The sequence below is a fragment of the Bacillus sp. FJAT-27445 genome, from assembly GCF_001510665.1.
GTDB lineage: Bacteria > Bacillota > Bacilli > Bacillales > Cytobacillaceae > Bacillus_D.
In genome coordinates, this window is record NZ_LMTI01000004.1 from 544,486 (window position 1) to 564,860 (window position 20,375).

Consider the following 20,375-nt stretch of genomic DNA (forward strand, 5'->3'; position numbering starts at 1 on the left):
AGTGCCCGCCGTTTTTTATTATTTTTTCGTAAAAAATCGTGGATTTACCCTAGTCGGTTGTAGATTTCCGGCCGATACATGGGGTAAGAGAAAGTTTGAAAGGAGTGGGCCGTTATGAAAATCAATCCATTTAATCGAATCGATACTGCCTATCAGGCTTATCGGAAAAATCAGCCCAGCCGCACTGAAGGAACAAAGAAGGATAAGGTTGATACAGTAGAGTTATCAAGCGAAGCGCAACTTCAGATTCAAAAAGATAAAGAATTGAGAATTCAGCAACTGAAATCGCAAGTTGAAAATGGCACATACAAAGTGGACAGTGAAAAAATCGCTGATAAATTGATTTCGCTGTGGAAGACCGGAGCTAAGCTGGATGAATAGGCTTCTTGAAGTATTGCAGCTTTTGGCGGACTTGCACAACAAACTTCTTGAGACAGCAAAAAGGAAACAGGAAATCTTGGTTTCAGGCGATGTCAATCTGCTTCTTCCTGTCATTTCTGAGGAGTCCAAACTTCTCAAAAAAATCAAACAGGCGGAGGAAGAGAGGACAAGAGCACTCGGCGAGGATGTAAATCTTTCGTTTACCAGGCTAATTGAACAACAGCCTGACGGAGACCTGAAAGAAAAATTGAAATCGATATTAAGCGTTCTTCAGCAGCGGTTCGAGGAAATTGGCCGGGTGAACCACCTGAACCAGCAGCTCCTCGAGCAATCGCTGACATATACACAATACATGATTAATCAAATCTTACCTGCATCAGAAGGGCCTGGCCTTTACAGCGCAGGGGCAAACCCGAAGGAAATGAACGAATCCGTTCGGCTGTTTGACGCAAAAGCATAGGGGAGAAGGAAATGTATTCTACCTTTCACGGTTTGGAAGTAGGGAAAAGGGCAATCCTTTCACAGCAAACGGCCCTTAGTGTCACAGGCCATAATATTGCAAACGCGAATACAAAAGGCTACACAAGGCAGGAAGCCGTCCTAAAGGCAACCAACCCGCTTGCCTCGCCTGGCATCCAAAACGGAACACTCCCAATGCAGCTTGGAACAGGAGTGGAAGTTTCCGAGTTCAGGAGAATCAGGGAAGGGTTCCTGGACAAACAATACCAAAGCGTGCAGCAGCAGGCGGGTTATTGGGATGCCAAATCGGGCAGCCTTTCCGCTCTCGAAAGCATTTTCAATGATTTGTCGGACGCCGGGTTGGATGGTTCAATCCAGCGTTTCTGGCAAAGCCTGCAGGAGCTTGCGAAAAGGCCGGATGATTTATCGGTCAGGGTTGTCGCGGCCGCATCAGGCAAAGAAGTAGCCGACCGCCTCAATCAAATCCATTCGGATATCGGGCTAATTGAAACAAGCATTGCTGACCAGCTAAATGTTAAGGTGAACGAAATTAATTCGACGGCAAAGGAAATTGCCTCCCTTAATCTGAAAATCGCCCAAGTCGTTGCCGGCGGAAACCAGCCGAATGATTTGCTCGACAAGCGCGATGTGCTTCTAGATAAGCTTTCACGGCTTGTTGATATCGAAACAGTGCCGGGGCAGAATGGGCAGATCAATGTGTTGGTCGGCGGCGAGGAACTCATTAAAGGCGATAAAGCAAAGGATTTTACCATCAATCCTCTTACCGGAGGAGCGGCGGTTGACGGGATTTCCGTTACTTTGAAGGGCGGCGAAGTGCAGGGGCTTCTAGAAACCCACGGCTATACAACCGGTGGAACAACGGCCGGCACGATACCAGCACTTAAGACGAAGTTGGATGCGCTGGCAAAGGCAATCGCAGACAGCATCAATAAAATCCATTCAAGTAGCGATGCCAGAAGCCTTGAGTATTTTGATAAAAAGAAAAACGACCCTTCCGTTCAGCCTGAACCACTGCTATTCTTTGTTGATAAAAACGATCCGACACAACCGCCTTCAAGCGCGGACAGCATCATGGTCAATCCGCTTCTAAAGGACTTTCCGGCGAAGATTGCCGCGGCAGCCGCCGAGAATATTGGGGACGGCTCTAATGCTACGAAGATGAGCGATGTGCTCCAAGGGAAACTAACAATTGGCGGAACAATCGCGTCACTTGGCGACTTTTATAAAACAATTATTGGCGAGCTAGGAACCGACATACAGGCGGCAAACAATTGGAGCGATAATGCCAATGCGATGGCGCAGCAGGTCGAAAATCAAAGACAGTCTATATCCGGCGTCTCCATCGACGAAGAATTGACAAATATGGTCCGGTTCCAACAGGCATACAATGCCGCTGCACGTTATGTATCCGCGGTAAATGAAATGCTGAATGTGCTGATTAATGGAATGAAGTAACGGCAGGCCGGAAAGGAGGGCTACAATGCGTGTAACACCATTGATGATAAACCATCAATTCATTAAAAATCTTCATAAAAATAACCGAACAGTTGAAGCGCTGCAGGGGCAAATAGCATCCGGGAAACTGTACGATAAGGTTTCGTCCAACCCTGGGGCTGCATTAAAAAGCCTTTCGTACAAATCCGACTTGGCGAAACTGGAACAATATCAGAAAAACGCCCAGGACGGAATCAATTGGAGCTTGGCAATGGATGATGCGCTTGACGATGTGACCGGAGTCATGCAGCGTGTCCGTGAGCTTGCAGTCCAGGGAAGCAGTGATTCATTCAGTCCGGCTGACAGAAAGAGCATCGCGATTGAGATGCGCTCGCTCCTTAATCAGGCGGGAACCATCGCCAACACCCGATTCGGCAGCGGCTATTTATTTTCAGGGACTGATATTGAAAGCCAGCCATTTATGAATGATGCTTTGCAGCCTGTAAGTGCTGAGGGCATGAAATGGCAGATTGGCAAAGGGCTAAATGCTGAGGTGAAAGTAAGTGCGGGATCGGTTTTCGGCCATACGGAAAGCGGCAGGGACCTTTTCCAAACTCTTACTGCTTTTGCTGAAAAACTGGAGAGCGGGGAAAACCCTGGGAACTTCCTGTCGGAGATCGATGGGCATCTGGACAATGTCCTTGCTCAGCGGGCAGTGGTCGGCTCCAGCCAGAAACTTCTTGAGCAAGCCTCAAGCCGATTGGAACAGGCTCATTTTTTAACAGAGAAAATGCTGGCGGAATTGGAAGGAACCAATATCGCCAAAGCATTCACAGAGTTATCTTTACAGGAATCGGCCATCAAAGCCTCGCTTTCAGCCGGTTCGAAAATGATGCAGCTAAGCCTTGCTGATTTCCTTCGTTAAAATAATCAATCGGCAGAGCCGGCAGGTACAGGGAATACGATTTAATAGTTTGATCATCCCCATCCAGCCAACAGGAGATGGGGATGTTTTATGTTCAGCTTACCTAATAGGGAGAGTGCGGGGGCATGCAGGATCAACAGCTTATCATACTAGGGGCTTTAGTGGTTTTATTTCTCATAGCGGCTATATTTCTCTTTTTAAAAAATCGAAAGAATCATAGCCAAAAACAGACAATGAACGAGGAAAAAGCTGACAATAAAAGAGAGAATTTCAGAATCCATGTTGAAATTGAAGAATCCGTAATGGAAGTAAAAAAAATAGGTTCGGAAGAGATGGACAAGCCTTATACGTGCAAAGTTACCGACGTGAGCGCAGGTGGAGCAGGGGTCTTGTGTGAAGAAGACTTTACGTTAAGGGATAAAATATTTGTCACGCTCCATTTCTCCATGAACAAGGAACAGTTCACATTCAACGGCAGGATTGTCCGGAAAATCGAAAACCTGGGAAGAAAACAATCGCTCTACGGAATCCAATTCCTCGACATGCCCGTAGCGGACGAGAACAAGCTCATAAAAGAAATCATCGCCATCGAAAACAATAGAAGAAAAATATCAATAAAATAAAAAAATTTATCGAAAACCCTCTACACTTTTAAAAACAGTGTCGATACATTAAAGTACAGAGGGAAAATATTTCCTCAATAAAAGGAGGGTACATAAAATGATTATCAACAATAACATTGGAGCATTAAACACTCACCGCCAAATGTCCATCAACACTGCCAACCAGTCGAAAAACATGGAAAAGCTTTCTTCCGGACTACGAATTAACCGCGGTGCGGACGATGCTGCTGGCCTATCAATCTCTGAAAAGATGCGTGCTCAAATTCGCGGTCTCGATCGTGCAGCACAAAACGCTCAAGACGGTATTTCACTGATTCAAACAGCGGATGGAGCTATGAATGAAGCACATGCCATTCTTCAGCGTATGAGAGAGTTAACCGTTCAGGCAGCTAACGATACTAACGCAGCCGATGAAAGAGATGCTATATCAAAAGAAATTACAGAACTTTCAGCAACCATTACGAATATTGCCGAGACCACCAAGTTTAATGGTGAAAACTTGTTGGATAAATCTGCAGGAGTTAATACTGACGGAAAAATATTAATTCAAACAGGGGCTAATAAAGGAGAAAATTTCGAAGTTGATTTAGGGCAAGCAGATTTGGCTACTATCGCATCAACTGTAGGTGCAATTGATGTCACTACCCAAGCTGGTGCAGATAGTGCATTAGATGTTCTTGACAAGGCTATTGCAGACGTGTCTACTGGTCGTGCATATCTAGGTGCGGTTCAAAACCGTTTGGAATACACTATCAACAACCTGAACTCCAGCTCCCAAAACACCCAAGCAGCTGAATCCCGTATCCGTGACGTTGATATGGCGAAAGAAGTTGTTGAGAACAGCAAGAACGGTATCCTTGCTCAAGCTGCACAAGCTATGCTTGCTCAAGCTAACCAACAGCCACAAAGCGTTCTTCAATTGCTTCGTTAATTTTAATTTAAAATGGCCATTGGGTTTCCGATGGCCGTTTTTTATACTCTTTTTTACATATAAATGGAATTAATTGTATGCAAAACTCGAAACATACTAAGTTTTTAGGAAAGGCAGGCCAAGGCTATGGGAAAGAAAAAATCCATAATCCCTACATTTTTACTAACATTGATTCTGCTCTATCAACTGGTTTTGCCGTTTGGGAATATCACCGCTTTTGCAAACACCACCATGCTTCCGCCAAGTAATCTTGCGTATCAATCGATTACTCCAGATGACGGAAAGCTGACCTGGAATACAGTTTTTGGGGCCACTGGCTATAAAGTCTATGAAATTAAGGATGGCCAAATTGTCCCTCTAGCAACAGTTACTGCAACAAACTATAGCCTCAATGATCTTGCAGAGGGCAATTACAGGTACGTTGTTTCGACATTAAGCAGTGGAGGAGAGTCGGGACCGTCCGCACCTGTAAGCGTCGAGATCATATACCCCAATATGGTAGCGCCGGCAAAAGTAACTTCAACAATAACCCACGGAAATGATATTGTCCTCAACTGGGATGCATCCCAATATGCAACAACCTATAACGTTTATCGAATTAATGAAGCTGGCGAGAAAAACTTAATTACTAGAACGTCTTCCAGGTCATATACACTGGCAAAAGCTGAAGAAGGATCATATACTTTTGCTGTTTCAGCATCCCACAACTTGTACGGGGAATCCCCGGTATCAGCTCTAGTTAATGTGGATCTTGCCTACCCTGTAATGGTGCCTCCTGCTAATTTGTCATTTACGGTTAGTAATGGGACGGACGTTACACTTAAATGGCAAGCTTCATCATATGCGATGAACTACAGGGTTTATGAAGTTCTCGACGGACAAAAACAATTGCTAAACACCGTAACTGGAACTTCGGTTACACTTAAAAACGTCTCTTCAGGGGAACATAGCTACATTGTTCACACCTTTAGCGACCGGTTCGGGGAATCAGCCGAAGGCAGCCAGATAACTCTTACGGTCAGCGAGATCGTGATGCAGCCTCCTGGGACGCTGACGTATAAAATTCAAAACACAAACGATGCCACCATCAGCTGGGCAACGGCAACTTATGCGACTTCGTATAAAGTTTATCAAATCATGGATGGCCAAAGGATCCTGAAAAGCACTGTATCAGGAACATCTGTTACGTATGCAAAGCTATCTGCAGGCAGCTATCAGTATGAGGTTTATTCTTACAGCAATAATTTTGGAGAGTCAGAAACAGGAGCTCCAGTATCGTTCACAATTGATTCGGTCCAAATTTATCCGCCTGCGGAACTAACCTATAAAGTACAAAACGGCAATGATATCGTCCTGAATTGGACTTCATCATCCAATGCCGAAAATTACAATGTCTATAAGATTGCCGATGGAAAAAGAACTCTGTTAAGGAATGTAACCGGAACGACAACTACCTTGTCAAACCAGCCGGCAGGTGAGTATGTTATATCGGTAACTGCGAACAGCAGCCGTTTCGGTGAATCTGCCGAAGGAACAATGATTTCTTTTACTTTAGATCAAATCATCCTTCAAGCACCGCAAAGCTTTGCATATGAAATCAAAAATGGAAATGATGTTTATTTTACATGGTCTTCAGTCGAGTTTGCTACGAATTACAAAATCTATCAAATTGTCGACGGCCAGAAGATTTTAAAATCAACAGTTACAGGAACTAATGCCACCTTGGCTAATCTTCCTGAAGGAGTGCATAATTACAGGATTTATACGTACAGCACCCGTTTTGGTGAATCGGGTGAAGGGACATCTGCTACTATTTCGATTGTCTATCCTAAAATGGCGGCTCCGGAAAATCCTGTACAAACCGTTACAAGCCCAACTTCCTTTACTTTAAGCTGGGATTCAGTCAATTTTGTAACAAACTATAAAGTTTATCAAATCGTAAATGGGCAAAAAGTGTTGAAGAGTACTGTCACCGACAAGAAAGTTTCATACAGCAATATGACTCCTGGATTATATAACTATGAAGTTTACTCCTACTCATCAAGGTTTGGAGAATCGTTGGTAGGCACTCCGTTTGCCGTAAAAGTAGATGGTCAATTTTTGCCCGCTCCGGATAACATATCCTTTTCGATTAAAAATGGAAATGACATAACGCTTCAATGGTCCTCCGTCCAGTATGCAACTGGCTATAAAATCTACCAGGTTGTCGGAGGGGAAGAAACCCTTGTTCGAACGCAATCCGGAACAACAGTTACTTTTACGAATCTGCCCGAAGGAGAAATCAATTACATTGTCAGGGCTTACTCCACTTTGCTCGGTGATTCTCCTTTCGGCGCGGAAACCAAACTCACAATTGTTTATCCAGTATTGGAAAAGCCGGTAAATGTAACAACGTCCATCTCGAATGGGAACGATATTACAATCAAATGGAATGCCGTTACTCATGCTACAGCCTATAAAATCTATCATATGAATAATGGCGAAAAAGTTTTGCTTAGGTCAGTTACAGGAACCTCTTCTACTTTCACGAACATGCAAGAAGGAAATTACGAGATTATAGTCCACTCATCCAGCGACCGGTTCGGCGAATCGCCAGAGGGTAGCGCAGTTCAATCCAATATTGTATTCCCAATTATGCAGGCACCTGCAAGTGCAACTCATTCTATTGCAAGCGGAAATGATGTTACACTCCGCTGGAATGCTTCACTTTTTGCAAAGGAATACAGGGTATATCAACTTGTCGATGGGGAAAGAATTTTAAATAGAACCGTAACCGGAACTTCAACTTCTTTGGTAAATCTGCCTGAAGGTGATTATACCTTTGTAGTTCATTCCTATAGTGATCGATTTGGCGAATCACCTGTAGGAAGCACTCTTGCTATTAAGCTGGTTTTCCCAGTCATGCAAGCACCAGCAAATTTCACCCAATCAATTTCAAATGGGAATGATATAACGCTTCGCTGGAATTCATCAACTTATGCGAAGGACTATAGGATTTATCAAATACAAAATGGTGAAAAGAGTTTGATTCGAACACTGACAGGGACATCCGCCAGCTTCACAAATATGCCCGAGGGCGATTATACTTACGTCGTCCATTCATACAGTGACCGTTTCGGCGAGTCGCCTGCAGGAAGCTCCATCGAGTTTAACCTGACATGGCCGGTTGTCCAAGCCCCTAAATTGAGCGGAACTGTGTTTGACGCGAACAACATCACCCTTTCGTGGCCAGTTGCTATATGGGCGAATGAATACCGGGTCTATAAGGTTCAGGGAGATAACAAAGAGCTCCTATACAAAGGGCCAGCGCTAACTTACAAGGTTTATAACCTGAAAGAGGAAACACATTCCTTTGAAGTAACGGCTTACAGCACGCGCTTTGGAGAATCGGTTCCTTCAAACCGCGTTGAGCAGAAAATTGTGTATCCGATCATGGGAATTCCAGCAGCGAGCCTCAAACTATTAAGCGAAACGAGCGCGCTGATCTCATGGGATTTCGTCACTTATGCGAACGGCTATAATATTTATGAGTTAATTGGCGAAGAACGAGTGCTTGTTGCTGGAAAAATCAACAACCTCAGCTATACACTGCAAAACCTGACATATGCGAACCATGAATACATTGTCACTTCGTACAGCAATTCATTTGGGGAATCAGATCCGTCAGAAATTTTGCTTGCAAAGCTTATTGTTGACACAACTCCTCCGGAAACTGCTTTTGATGGGCCGGCGGGCTGGTCAGCTGAAAATGTAATCGTGACTCTTAATCCGACCGATGATGAAACAGGCGTGAAAAGTACATTCTACTCTTTGAATGACGCGCCGATTACGGTAGGAACATCAATTTTAGTAACATTGGAAGGCTACAATAAAATTTCCTATCATTCTCTCGACAATGCCGGAAATATGGAACAGGTAAAAACAGCGTTTGTCTGGATTGATAAAACCGTTCCCGAAACAACGATTAATTCGTTTCCGGAGTATTCACAAAGCGTATCAATCGAGTTGACAGGATTTGATGGCCTCAGCAAAATCGGCCAGACGTTCTACTCGATTAACGGTTCTGATTTCATCGAAGGCGCTTCTTTTACAGTAGAAAAAGAGGGAGTCAATAAGATTGCGTACTTCTCGGTCGATCAGGCAGGGAATAGGGAAGAAGCAAAAACAGCAGAAGTACTAATTGATAGAACCGCGCCAACAACTGAAACTTCCATTCCGGGTTCATGGGTAAATGAGAACGTCTCGGTTTCCCTAAAACCGGTTGACGAGGCAAGCGGTATTAAAGCGACTTTCTATTCGATTAACGGTTCTGACTTCATCGAAGGCGCTTCTTTTACAGTAGAAAAAGAGGGAGTTAATAAGATTGCGTACTTCTCGGTGGATCAGGCAGGGAATAGGGAAGAAGCAAAAACAGCAGAAATCAAAATCGATAAAACGGCACCTGTGACAAAAGCAACTCTTCCAGCCGGTTGGGTTAAAGAGGACGTTCTCGTGTCATTATCTTCCGCTGACAACAACAGCAAATATGTGAAAACATATTACTCAATCGATGGTTCCGACTTTGTGGAAGGCACTGCTTTTAAAATCAGCAAAGAAGGAATTTCGAAAATAGCTTATTACTCTGTTGATGAAGCCAAAAATGCCGAAGTAATTAAAACAGCCGAAGTGAAAATTGATAAAACTGCTCCGGAAGCAGCGATTGTTACAAAAACAGAATTCGAACTTGGTTCTGTTATAACGCTGGATTATACGGCTTTTGACGGAATCTCGGAAATAACTTCAAAAGAATTGAAAGTTAACGGAAAAACATATTCTAAGGGTGACCGCCTTGAGCTTGATCAGCCTGGGGAATACAAAATCCAGCTTTCGGTGACCGATGCCGCCGGATGGGCAACGACTCAGGAAAAAACGTTCACAGTGTTTATTCCAGTTTCCATCGAAGTGCTTCCGAAAGTAATCACAGGAAATAAAGGCATCTTTACCGTAAAAGCAAACTTGCCGAAAGAGTTCCAGTCTCTCTCCTTTGATGTCCAGACGGTTACCTTGAATGGTGTTTTTGCAAAAGCCGATAACAACGGTTTGCAAAAACAGGCTGAAAAAGGCCACTTCAAATTTGAACGCGAAGACTTCAAATGGGAAAAGGGAGAAGTTGTAGTAGAACTTCGAGGCTATCTGGACAATAACTACTTGGTAGTAGCAAAAACAACGATAAAAGTAAAATAAGTTATAGGTCCCGGAATTCATTCCGGGGCTCTTTTTTTTGCTAAAAAATACCCGTCGAAATTATTTTCAATTTACCTCTCTACTTTTGGAATGATTATGTCGATACATGTAGTTAAAAGACACTTTACGCGAGGTGAAGGTGGATGAACACATCCTCTGTTACGAGAATTACCGGGCTTGCATCCGGATTGGACACAGAATCAATTGTAAAAAAACTAATGGATGTTGAAAGGATTCCGCTTAACCAGCTTAAGCAGAAACAGCAGAAACAGACATGGCTTCTAGACTCCTACCGCCAATTGAATTCCGACTTCCTGGCTTTTCGGAATTCAACATTGTTCAATATGAAACTCTCAAGCTCCTACAACACATTTGAAGTTACTTCAAACCTTCCGAATGCCATTACTGGGACCGGGACAGGAAGCTCAATCCAAGGCTCTTATTCAATTGGAGTGAAACAATTGGCTAGCCAGGCAGCGTTTACGGGCAAAAATGTCCAGCTGGATCCAACAAAAACACTTGGGGAACAAGGAAAGTTATCGCAGGATACCTCTTTTTCCATTAGCGTAACAGATCCTGCGAATCCCTCTGTGGTCCAAACGGCTACAATTCAAATCCTAACAACGGATAAAATAGGCGATGTCGTTTCGAAAATTAATGGCGCCATCGATGGTACAACCAAGAAAAGCCTTGGCCTCCAGGCCTTCTATGATGCCAATCTCCAGCAGTTCACGATGAGGACAAAGGCGACCGGCGAAGCGGCGAAAATAGATTTGAGCGGAAATACAGACCAAGCGAGCCTTGATCTATTAGGTAAAACACTTGGCCTGGACACAGCTAATCTTATTGCTGCCGGGAAAAATGCCCATGTTGTTTTTGATGGAAAAGACATAACAAATCTATCAACGAACAATGCAACGATTATGGGAATTAACTTCAGCTTCAAGAGCACGACCCTCGACGGTTCCGGCAACGTACAGACAAGCAATGTTACGGTAACGCGCAGCGTCGAAGCGGAAGTAAAGAATATAAAAGATTTTGTAGAAAAATATAATTCCCTGATTGATCGCCTGAACAAGCTTGTAACTGAACCGGTTTATAGGGATTACCAACCGCTTCTTGATGACCAGAAGACAGACATGTCGGAAAAGCAAATCGAGAAATGGGAAGAAAAAGCGAAGAGCGGTTTGTTCCGGAATGACAGCATCCTGTCGGGGGTACTGAACAAAATGCGGGGGATTATGAACTCAACTGTCAGCACAGGAAGCTCTTATAATTCGCTAAGTTCCATCGGAATTGGTTCCAAAAGCTATCAGGATCGCGGCAAGCTGTATGTGGATGAAGCAAAATTAACCGCTGCCATTCAGGCGGATCCGGATGCGGTTCAAAAGTTGTTTTCGCAAATTGGCGATACAACGGCTGGCACAAATGGGCTAGTAAACCAACTGTCGGACGAGGTGCAGACGGCCATGTCCCAATTGACGAAGAAAGCGGGAGTGACGGGAAGTTCACAAATGGACCAAAGTACGGTTGGCAGGCTACTGGCTAGAATCCAGAACGATATTACCCGTCAAACCGACAGACTATTCCGGAAAGAAGACCAATATTACCGGCAGTTCACCGAAATGGAAAAAGCGATGTCGAAATTTAACTCTCAAAGTTCTTGGCTGTACCAGCAAAGCGGTATGTAAGAGAACAAAAAAAGAGACCGGTTTTATGCAAAATCGGTCTCCGTCGTAAGGGCGGCAAATTGTTTATTTACGCCTTTCACCCAGTGGTTATTCAAATTTGTTGGATCATTGGCGGCTCCAATCGGGGCATATTTCGCGCCAATTTGCGAAATCGTCAATTTTCCTTTATCAAGATAGTTTTGGCGGAGGTTTCTCGCCATATCGAAAATGCTGTCCCGGATGGAAGGATACGTTTTTAAGCCATCCTTGCCCATCATTCCGGCAACGTTAAATTTAAAGCGGGCCGCATTCGAGGTTCCATTCCCGGTTTCATGGATGGAAATGGCGGCTAGCAGCGCCGGGCTTATCTGATATTTCCGGCCGGCCTCTACAAAAAATTCACCACTTTTTTCAAGGACTCCGCCAAGTCGGCGGTCCAGGGTGGGTGCATCTATACCGGTGCTTGTTATATCGGTCTTCGGGGTGGTAAATCCCGTTGTCGATGCCGGAGTTTCCAAAGTGCCAGGCATGAGAGATGCAAGGTTGTTCGTAAACGGGTTGGCCGGATTTGGATTTTGCTCGGAAAACTGATTGCTTTCAGCTTTGAGCAACGCCTGCTCTAGAAGCATCTGAAATGTACTGCTTGATAAACCTAGTTGGCCAAGGCGATTGTTCGATCCAAGTAAGGCCGTGTCCATAAGCGTTTTATATAAAAACCAGTTGCTTGATAAAGGTCCGATGGTCATTGCATACGCTCCCTTTTGTAATTCTGCTATTATTTTAACTTGTTTTCTTCCAAAATCAACAGGATTCGTTAAAAAACTACACTATTGTTATATATTGTGAATTCGATTACTATATCTAGTATCCTCGTTTTGGCCATGGTAATTTCAGATAGTAGGTGGATAAATGATACAGCCAACAGCGTTTGGAAATGTAAATAAAGCCGCTTCCATCAAGGGAAAGGAGACGGAAACAGACGGGACACAGCCTTCCTCCTTTGACTCCCTTTTGCAGATGGTTAGCGCGATGGCAGAAGGCGATGCGAAAACTCATACAGAAACTGGCAACCCTTTTAACCTTATGAATCAGGTGCTTCTGCAAAATCCACTAATAAATTCTTCAGGACTTGAAAATGCTTCACCTGAGGAAACAGGGGCATCAGATAAAGGTGGAGCTGGAGTGCAGCTGTTAGGGCTCCAACAAGGAGAGGCAATAACCCCACAGAACGGTAAGCAATGGGATCTTTCGATTCTCAACCAAAGCATCGAGGCGAATGGTAAAAGCCCGTTAATTGCAGAGTTACGGGGAATGATAGACGAAAAGATAAATAACGTCCCTGAAGATTTACAGAAAACAGGCGGCCCGGTTATTAATAGCGGGGGGCAAGAGGCAGACCCAGCGAACATACTTAAGCCAACTATTCAGGTCCACTTGAACAAGGAGACGACAAGCTTTCTAGCCGTAAATCCAGTTCAAACGGAAAATCCTTTAGTGAACGGTTTGAAAATTCCAGTAGAAAAAGTTTCTGCCGGAATAGAAAACGAAGCGGCCATCTTGCCTGAAGAAGCAGGACCAACTGCTGACATTGAAGCAGATATAACAACTAGTGAAGGCAAGCCGGCCCATTCGCTTCAGCCGCCTATTAACCGAGATGCTCCACCTATCCTCAGGGCAAGTCATTTTGAACAGGATATAAAACAAATTATTCAATCCGCCTACCAGGGACAGGAAGTTCCCGAAGGCCTGGATGGAATGAAAACGGCAATCAATGTCCAAAGACTGGCTAACGGGGTAGAAGCGATTATCAAGCTTTCACCAGAAAATCTGGGAAACATTGAAGTCAAGTTGAATATCCAAGAGGGGCAGATAAAGGCGGAGTTTTTAGCCGGGACAGCCCAGGGAAAGGAACTACTTGAAACGCATATTAATGCTTTGCGTTCCGCCCTTGAACTACAGGGTCTCCAGGTTGGCAAGATTGATATATCCCAGCAGGCCGGCAACAATTTCATGGGTGCTTTTTCACAAAAAGGCGATGCACATCCTAGACAGGGACAACACGATTCAAGAAAACGCAGCGAAGAAAAAGTGCCTGCCGAAGAAAAGTACCAGGATTACGGATTGGATACAGGAACCTATTCGCAAATAAATACAACAGCCTAAGGGAGGAAGAAGCTTGTCATCAATTCAATCAATTAACTCCTATTCCACGGCCCGGGCGGGAAACACAAATAATCAGGAGCTTGGAAAAGAGGCTTTCCTGAAAATTTTGGTTACCCAGCTCAAGCACCAGGACCCGACACAGCCTCAGAAAGACGGCGAATTCATTGGGCAAATGGCCCAGCTCAGTGTTCTTGAACAGCTTTCAAATTTAAACAAGTCTCTTACAGCCTATTTGGAATCATCAAATAACATTAGCCAATATTCTTACGTCATGGGAAATAAAGTAACCTGGACAAACCCGGAAACGAACGCGCAGGAAAACGGAGTTGTCACAGGAGTTCACTATAAGGACAATCTTGTCTATTACAAAGTCGGGGATCAGGAGATCTTGTCTAGTGCCATCACTTCCATGGAATTGGAAAAATAATAGGGGGAAAACATTATGCTACGTTCACTAAACTCTGGAGTCTCAGGCCTTAAAGCCTTCCAAACAAAGCTGGATGTCATTGGTAACAATATCGCAAACGTAAACACAGTCGGTTTCAAAAAAAGCAGGGTAGTATTCGAGGACATTTTTAGCCAGACAGTCAAAAACGCTTCCGGACCAAATGCAAATACTGGTGGTACTAACCCAATCCAGGTGGGACTAGGAACAAAAGTGGCAAGTATTGATACAATTCATACGCCTGGAAGCCCTACTACAACAAATATCGGAACGGATTTATATCTTGATGGCGATGGATTTTTTGTGGTACACAAACTTGACAATGCTAACAACAAGGAATTTTTCCTAACCAAGGCAGGCAACTTCATGTTTGATAAAGACAATCAACTGGTAAACCAGAACGGAATGTACGTAACGGATAGTACAGGTGCAAAGATTTCATTCACACCAGGCACTTACGTTTCACTTTCAATTAATCAGGATGGTTCCATTATCGGAGTTAGACCGGATGGTACCCCAGTAAATACAAATGTGAAAATTGGAACGGTAACTGTAAATAACCCTGCCGGTTTGAAAAAAGAAGGCGGTTCACTCTATTCTTTAACCCAAAATGCTGACACTCGGACAGCTATCGCATTACTAGGCACCGCCAATAATAATCAAATCGTCTCCGGCGCTCTTGAAATGTCAAACGTTGACCTTTCGGAAGAAATGACGGATATGATTACCGCTCAGCGTGGCTTCCAGGCAAACGCAAAAATAATTACTGTTTCTGATTCTGTTTTAGAGGAATTAGTGAATTTAAAACGTTAATAGATTCTTTTTAAAAAGGTGGATGCCTCAATGGAGGTATCCACCTTTTTTATAGGTAATTGGAAAAAAATCCCTCAAATATGTATATATTTCGATTGGTTTCGAGTTTTTATGACCGTATTTTTAAAAATCCCATTGAAAAATTTTTTTCCAGGTGTTATATTGCAGTTAAATTACATTTGTGAAAATTTCCAAAAAGTTCATTAAAAATTCGAAAATGGCAAACCTGGGGAAATTCAGGGACGCAAAACTAAAGGGGCTAAATTGGGAATACCAGTAAGCCAGCCAGTTGCCGAAATTAGGTTAGTCCTGAAAAATTGAAGGGCGAGGCTATTCTTCGGGATAGCCTTGCCCTTTTTATTATTAGAATTAAGGGAATTTAAATTGTTTTCCGAAAAGGTTGAAGGAAGGAGTGGTTGAATGGAACTGAAATATTCCCAGAATCAAGCCGTTTCAAAGATAGATGGAACTGCTGCCATTAAAGTCTATGACTTCAAAAAAGCATTGCGCCTCTCAATGGAACAGGTAAGGGTTTTAACAAGGATTCATGAGAATTTTGCCTATCAGCTTGCTTCCTATATTTCTGCTGAGCTTCGTTCCATTGTACAGGTGGAGGTAAGCTCTGTGGAGCAAATGCTTTATGAAGAATTTATTAACGAACTTCCGGTATCAACGGTATTGAGCGTTTTTGAAGCAAAGGAACAGGAAATCCGCATGGTTCTCGATATGAATCCGGGAATGGCATACGGAATGATTGACCGTCTATTAGGTGGAAAAGGGGGAAAAAAAGAGTGGGAACGGGCTGCCTTGACCCCAATTGAAACCAATGTTTTGAAACATTTGCTCGAGGGGGTCGTCAAAACCCTCCAAAAAGCATGGAATGATATTATTACCCTGCAACTCAGATTATTAAACCTCGAAACAAACCCGCAGTTTTTGCAGCTGGCGATTCCAACAGAAACGGTCATTGTGGTCACTTTTCAAATATCTATCGGTAACACGATTGAGTACATGAGGCTTTGTATTCCCTACATTTTACTGGAGCCGTTCATCCCAAAACTCTCCTCCCATAACTGGTATGGGCATAACAAATGGGTCAAAAACAAGGAGGAGAGCGAGTATTTGCAAGACCGGATTGAGCACTTGGCCGTTCCGCTGGTTGTAGAATTGGGCCGGGCAACAATTACGATGGAAGAGCTTCTCGGATTGGCGGAAAATGACGTTATACAACTAAGCCAGCTAGTTGACGACCCGCTCCATGTAAAAGTAAATGAAGAAACGAAGTTCCTGGCGCATCCTGGAATAAGGAAATCCCGGGTGGCTGCGAAAATTGAAAAGGTGGTAGAAGGAGGAACGGGCCATAGTGGAAAATGGGAAACTTACTCAGGATGAAATAGATGCGCTTCTTGGAGACACAGTAGGTGAAGCCTTCCAGTTCAGCGAGCTTGAAACGGATGTTATCGGCCGAAGTTCGGAGGATAGCATGAATATGGATCTTTTACTCGATATTCCGCTCGAAGTAGTAGTTGAATTGGGACGAACGAAGAAAAAAATAAGTGAAGTGCTTGAACTGACAAGCGGTTCAATCGTAGAGCTGGAGAAGATGGCTGGTGAGCCAGTGGATGTTTATGTAAATAATAAACTAATTGCAATTGGCGAGGTAGTCGTAATTGATGAGCACTTCGGGGTACGGATCAAGGAAATCATGCGGTCCCCTGTAAAATAAACTACGGCAGGTGAGTTTAGTGCTCGAAGAAAAATTTGTACAGCTGAAAAAGTTCGGTAGTATTTCGGAAAAGCTCCTTGAGTCTTTAAAAAATGGAAGGAACGATGAAGTACCTGCACTGCTTGAAGAAAGGGATGCTTGCATTTCAGCCATCGACCGTCTGGATCAAGCATCGGGCGGACCATTCATCGATATCCGGATCAAGGAACTACTGATGGAATTGGCTGAAAAGGAAAAAGTCTTGAATGGCCGGTTCAAGGAAACCTTGAGCAAAATGTCAAGAAGTATCCGGGATGTCAGGCAGGAACAATATGTAACAAGGCAATATGATGATTGGGTCAACGTAACTGAAGGCTATTTTTACGATAAAAAAAGTTGATTGGAGGCTATATGGTGCTTAAGCCAAATGAAATTTACCAACGAAACCAGGTAACAACCGCAAGGCCAGAGGAACTGACACTCATGCTTTATAACGGCGGGATAAAATTCCTCCAGCAGGCAAGGGTGGCGATTGATAAAAAAGATATCCCAAAAGCCCATTCATTGATTACAAGAGTCCAGGATATCGTAACTGAACTAATGGTGACCTTGAACATGGACTATGAAATTTCAAAAACACTTCTCCCTTTATATGAATATATGAAAAACAGGCTCGTTGAAGCAAACGTTGCCAAGGATTCCGAGATTTTAAGTGAAATAGAAGAGATGTTCCAGGAGCTTAGGACTACTTGGGCACAGGCTATAAAGCAGTCAAAATCCATGTAATCTTGTTTTAATGCAAATCAATAAACAGGCAGGTGAATGTGTTGACAAATATTAGTCTGTTATCCAGCGCGCTAAATGCTTCAGCTCTTAGGCAAAAATCGATATCCAATAACATTGCCAACGTAGACACTCCCAATTATCGGACGACAAAGGTTGCGTTTGAAGAAATTCTTCAAAAAGAAGTAAACAGCACGTTTACGGGGCGCCGGACGGATGAGAGGCACTTTACAATCGGCGCACAGGGAGGCATCCCATCTGCAAAGCTGAAACAGGAAAACATAGTTTTCCAGAATAGCGGCAACGGAGTGGATATCGATTATGAGATGTCCCAGCTCAGCCAGAACACCATCTGGTATCAATCACTGACGTACGGCATTAATGAAGAGTTCAATCTCATAAAAACAGCAATCCGGGGAAGGAGCTAGTGTATAAATGTCTATTTTCCAATCTTTATCAATTAGCGGCTCGGCACTGACTACACAGCGTTTAAGGCTCGATGTAATTTCCTCCAATATTGCGAACGCAAATACAACAAGGGGAGAGTTCGTCAACGGTGAGTGGGTGCCCTACCGCAGAAAAATGGTCGAGGTTGCCCAAGGGAATGCCCCTTCCTTCGCCAACTATTTGCAGAAAGAGCTTACCGGCGTCCGTGCAACAAGGATTGTCCAAGACCAGACCCCATTTAAGGCTGTTTACGATCCAACCAACCCTGACAGCAATGAACAAGGGTATGTTTTCATGCCGAATGTAGACATCACAAAGGAAATGGTGGACTTGATGTCCGCTTCACGGGCATACGAGGCGAATGTAACAGCGTTCAATGCGGGCAAAGCAATGCTTGTCAAAGCACTTGAGATAGGCCGATAAGGAGGATTTTGAAGAATGAATATTTCCAGCATCCAACCGTATAATCCCAATTTCCTGACAACCAACAAACAGCAAGGTGCCGCAAATGAAGCCTCATTCGGGACGATGCTGAACCAATATATCCAGGATGCCAATATGGCAGTCAAGAATTTTGAAGGAAAAACCGCCGCTCTTGCAAGGGGTGAGGCTGTGAACCTTCATGATGTAACGATTGCGGCCCAAAAGGCGAATATCGCGGTAGCTTTGACAACCCAGGTGCGCGACCGGGCTGTGGAAGCATATCAGGAAATAATGAGAATGCAAATCTAATTATGGAAATACGTAGCATAGTGGAGCGGCCATGAATCAACAATTACTGCAATTCAAACAAAAATATCAGGGATATTGGAATTCAACCGGCAAAAAACAAAAGTATTTATTTATCGGATCCTTTATTGGAATTTTCGCAGTCCTGTCCTTAACCATTTACTTTCTAACGAGGACGGATTATGTACCCTTATACAGCAATGAAATGAGCCAGAAGGAAATTGGCGATATCAAGGCTGTGCTTGATAAGGAGGGTTTTTCCAACTACAAACTTGACAGCACCGGGACACGGATCATGGTCCCTCGTGAAAACGCACCGGACCTGCAAGTTTCAATGGCGGCAAAAGGGCTTCCGAAAACAGGGTCAATCAGCTTTTTTGACATGACAAAGGACCTTCAGTTCGGAGCGACGGATCGCCAGCTTGATGCGATGGAACGCGAGGCGCTTCAGAGCGAAGTCGCCGATTTGCTTAGGCATGTCGAAGGTGTTAAAAATGCCGCGGTTGTCATTTCCACACCACAGGAAAGCCTTTTCATCAAGGAGGACAAAAAAGCCGCATCCGCTTCGGTAGTGGTTGAAATGGAACCGGGCTACCAATTGGAGCAGCAACAAGTCCAGGTGCTTTACCACCTGGTTTCAAAAAGTGTCCCCAATCTGCCGAAAGAAAATATTGTGATGACGGACCAGGATGGACGGGGCCTGAATGTTCAGGACGAGTCGACCAAGGTTCTCGACAATTATGAAATGCAGAGAAAAATTCAGAAGGATATCGAAAGCGACATCCAATCGAGCCTTCAGCAAATGCTTGGCACGATTATCGGCCAAAATAAAGTGCTTATCCAGACTTATGTACGCTTGAATTTTGATCAGGTAAAGACCAATGAAACTCTTGTCCAGCCTGCGAATGATGCATCCAAGGAAGGCATTGCAATTAGCGTCGAAGAAATATCGAAGAAATATAACGGAAAAGACGCCATGCCGGCAACGACTGGAACGGGCGAGACAGATATTCCAGGTTATGCTTCTCCAGGCGACGGCCAGGAAAATAGCTCCGAGGAATTGGAAAAGCGTGTTAACTATGAAGTAAACAGGATTTCCAATGAGATTGTCCAAAGCCCTTATAAGATTGAAGATATTACGATAAATGTTGGCGTCGAACCGCCAGACCCTCAGAATCCAGACTCACTGACGCTTGTCACGCAGAGAAGCATCCAGCAAATTCTCGGAAATGTTGTCAGGACGGCATTAAGCGATAACCCTTCCCTTCAGGATGAGGATATTGATTCCAGAATCACTGTTTTTGCAAGGGAATTTAGTGGTAAAGCGGAGTTGCCAAAAGCTGAACAAACAGGAAGCCCGTTCCCAACATGGGCAATCTATGCGCTTATCGGCGCGGTTATTTTAGCGGTCCTCCTGGTTATATACCTCGTTAGGAGAAGGGATAAACCTGAATATGAAGAAAATGATCCATTTTCTGAAATTCAAGTTGCCCGGCTTGAAGCTGCAGCAACGGTTGAGGATGAAAAAGTTGTTATTAAAAGGCAAATTGAGGATATGGCCAAGGAGCAGCCTGAAGAATTTGTTGGCCTGCTAAGGAATTGGCTATCCGGTGATTAAGGGGC

The 20,375-nt window shown here is 43.9% G+C and carries 19 protein-coding genes, 1 pseudogene and 1 riboswitch; of the genes and pseudogenes, 19 read left to right on the forward strand and 1 reads right to left on the reverse strand.

Translation table 11 applies throughout. From position 1 onward, the window contains the following. Positions 1–114: 114 nt before the first annotated feature. The 8 genes from flgM (at position 115) to fliD (ending at position 11,688) form a co-directional block, all read left to right on the forward strand. A complete protein-coding gene (flgM, locus tag AR337_RS14350) occupies positions 115–381 on the forward strand; it encodes a flagellar biosynthesis anti-sigma factor FlgM (protein WP_059172692.1) in 267 nt (88 codons plus the stop codon). Next, positions 374–841 carry a flagellar protein FlgN gene (locus tag AR337_RS14355; RefSeq protein WP_059172693.1) on the forward strand — a complete coding sequence of 156 codons (468 nt, stop codon included), beginning with the start codon at positions 374–376 and terminating at the stop codon, positions 839–841. Before flgM ends, AR337_RS14355 begins: the two co-directional genes overlap by 8 nt. An 11-nt stretch (positions 842–852) precedes the next feature. Next, positions 853–2,316 carry a flagellar hook-associated protein FlgK gene (flgK, locus tag AR337_RS14360; RefSeq protein WP_059172694.1) on the forward strand — a complete coding sequence of 488 codons (1,464 nt, stop codon included), beginning with the start codon at positions 853–855 and terminating at the stop codon, positions 2,314–2,316. Positions 2,317–2,341: 25 nt separating this feature from the next. After that, complete coding sequence (gene flgL, locus AR337_RS14365) at positions 2,342–3,220, forward strand: flagellar hook-associated protein FlgL (protein ID WP_059172695.1); 879 nt, start codon at positions 2,342–2,344, stop codon at positions 3,218–3,220. A gap of 125 nt (positions 3,221–3,345) precedes the next feature. Further along, on the forward strand, positions 3,346–3,843 hold the full coding sequence (locus AR337_RS14370) for a PilZ domain-containing protein (protein WP_059172696.1): 498 nt from the start codon (positions 3,346–3,348) through the stop codon (positions 3,841–3,843). Between the two features lie 97 nt (positions 3,844–3,940). After that, positions 3,941–4,774: a flagellin gene (locus AR337_RS14375; RefSeq protein WP_059172697.1), complete on the forward strand. Its 834-nt coding sequence runs from the start codon at positions 3,941–3,943 to the stop codon at positions 4,772–4,774. A 126-nt stretch (positions 4,775–4,900) separates the two neighbouring features. Next, positions 4,901–9,997 carry a hypothetical protein gene (locus AR337_RS14380; RefSeq protein WP_059172698.1) on the forward strand — a complete coding sequence of 1,699 codons (5,097 nt, stop codon included), beginning with the start codon at positions 4,901–4,903 and terminating at the stop codon, positions 9,995–9,997. Between the two features lie 143 nt (positions 9,998–10,140). Next, positions 10,141–11,688, forward strand: a complete 1,548-nt coding sequence (gene fliD, locus AR337_RS14385) for a flagellar filament capping protein FliD (RefSeq protein WP_059172699.1) — start codon at positions 10,141–10,143, stop codon at positions 11,686–11,688. A gap of 23 nt (positions 11,689–11,711) precedes the next feature. Here fliD and AR337_RS14390 read toward each other — a convergent pair whose 3' ends face one another. Beyond that, positions 11,712–12,413 (reverse strand): glucosaminidase domain-containing protein, encoded by a 702-nt coding sequence (locus AR337_RS14390; RefSeq protein ID WP_059172700.1) that lies wholly within the window; start codon positions 12,411–12,413, stop codon positions 11,712–11,714. A 163-nt stretch (positions 12,414–12,576) separates the two neighbouring features. Here AR337_RS14390 and AR337_RS14395 point away from each other — a divergent pair, with 163 nt between their 5' ends. The 11 genes and pseudogenes from AR337_RS14395 (at position 12,577) to fliF (ending at position 20,370) form a co-directional block, all read left to right on the forward strand. Continuing rightward, the gene (locus AR337_RS14395) at positions 12,577–13,830 is read left to right on the forward strand and encodes a flagellar hook-length control protein FliK (protein WP_059172701.1); all 1,254 of its coding nucleotides are present in this window, start codon (positions 12,577–12,579) and stop codon (positions 13,828–13,830) included. Between the two features lie 13 nt (positions 13,831–13,843). After that, the gene (locus tag AR337_RS14400) at positions 13,844–14,257 is read left to right on the forward strand and encodes a flagellar hook capping FlgD N-terminal domain-containing protein (RefSeq protein WP_059172702.1); all 414 of its coding nucleotides are present in this window, start codon (positions 13,844–13,846) and stop codon (positions 14,255–14,257) included. Between the two features lie 15 nt (positions 14,258–14,272). Next, on the forward strand, positions 14,273–15,088 hold the full coding sequence (locus AR337_RS14405) for a flagellar hook-basal body complex protein (protein ID WP_059172703.1): 816 nt from the start codon (positions 14,273–14,275) through the stop codon (positions 15,086–15,088). Between the two features lie 209 nt (positions 15,089–15,297). Then, positions 15,298–15,385: riboswitch (cyclic di-GMP riboswitch) on the forward strand. A 123-nt stretch (positions 15,386–15,508) separates the two neighbouring features. Further along, complete coding sequence (gene fliM / locus AR337_RS14410) at positions 15,509–16,480, forward strand: flagellar motor switch protein FliM (RefSeq protein ID WP_059172704.1); 972 nt, start codon at positions 15,509–15,511, stop codon at positions 16,478–16,480. Positions 16,481–16,574: 94 nt separating this feature from the next. Then, a pseudogene (gene fliN, locus AR337_RS14415) lies at positions 16,575–16,814 on the forward strand (flagellar motor switch protein FliN); the annotation flags it as partial. A 19-nt stretch (positions 16,815–16,833) separates the two neighbouring features. Further along, on the forward strand, positions 16,834–17,193 hold the full coding sequence (locus AR337_RS14420; RefSeq protein ID WP_059172706.1) for a flagellar protein FliT: 360 nt from the start codon (positions 16,834–16,836) through the stop codon (positions 17,191–17,193). 11 nt (positions 17,194–17,204) lie between these two features. Then, positions 17,205–17,579 (forward strand): flagellar export chaperone FliS, encoded by a 375-nt coding sequence (gene fliS, locus AR337_RS14425; protein WP_059172707.1) that lies wholly within the window; start codon positions 17,205–17,207, stop codon positions 17,577–17,579. A 38-nt stretch (positions 17,580–17,617) separates the two neighbouring features. Then, positions 17,618–18,004 (forward strand): flagellar basal body rod protein FlgB, encoded by a 387-nt coding sequence (gene flgB / locus AR337_RS14430; RefSeq protein ID WP_059172708.1) that lies wholly within the window; start codon positions 17,618–17,620, stop codon positions 18,002–18,004. 7 nt (positions 18,005–18,011) lie between these two features. Beyond that, positions 18,012–18,446, forward strand: coding sequence for a flagellar basal body rod protein FlgC (gene flgC, locus AR337_RS14435; protein WP_059172709.1), 435 nt, complete (start codon positions 18,012–18,014; stop codon positions 18,444–18,446). Between the two features lie 15 nt (positions 18,447–18,461). Further along, complete coding sequence (gene fliE, locus AR337_RS14440) at positions 18,462–18,755, forward strand: flagellar hook-basal body complex protein FliE (RefSeq protein ID WP_059172710.1); 294 nt, start codon at positions 18,462–18,464, stop codon at positions 18,753–18,755. A 31-nt stretch (positions 18,756–18,786) separates the two neighbouring features. Then, positions 18,787–20,370: a flagellar basal-body MS-ring/collar protein FliF gene (gene fliF / locus AR337_RS14445; protein WP_059172711.1), complete on the forward strand. Its 1,584-nt coding sequence runs from the start codon at positions 18,787–18,789 to the stop codon at positions 20,368–20,370. Positions 20,371–20,375: the final 5 nt, after the last annotated feature.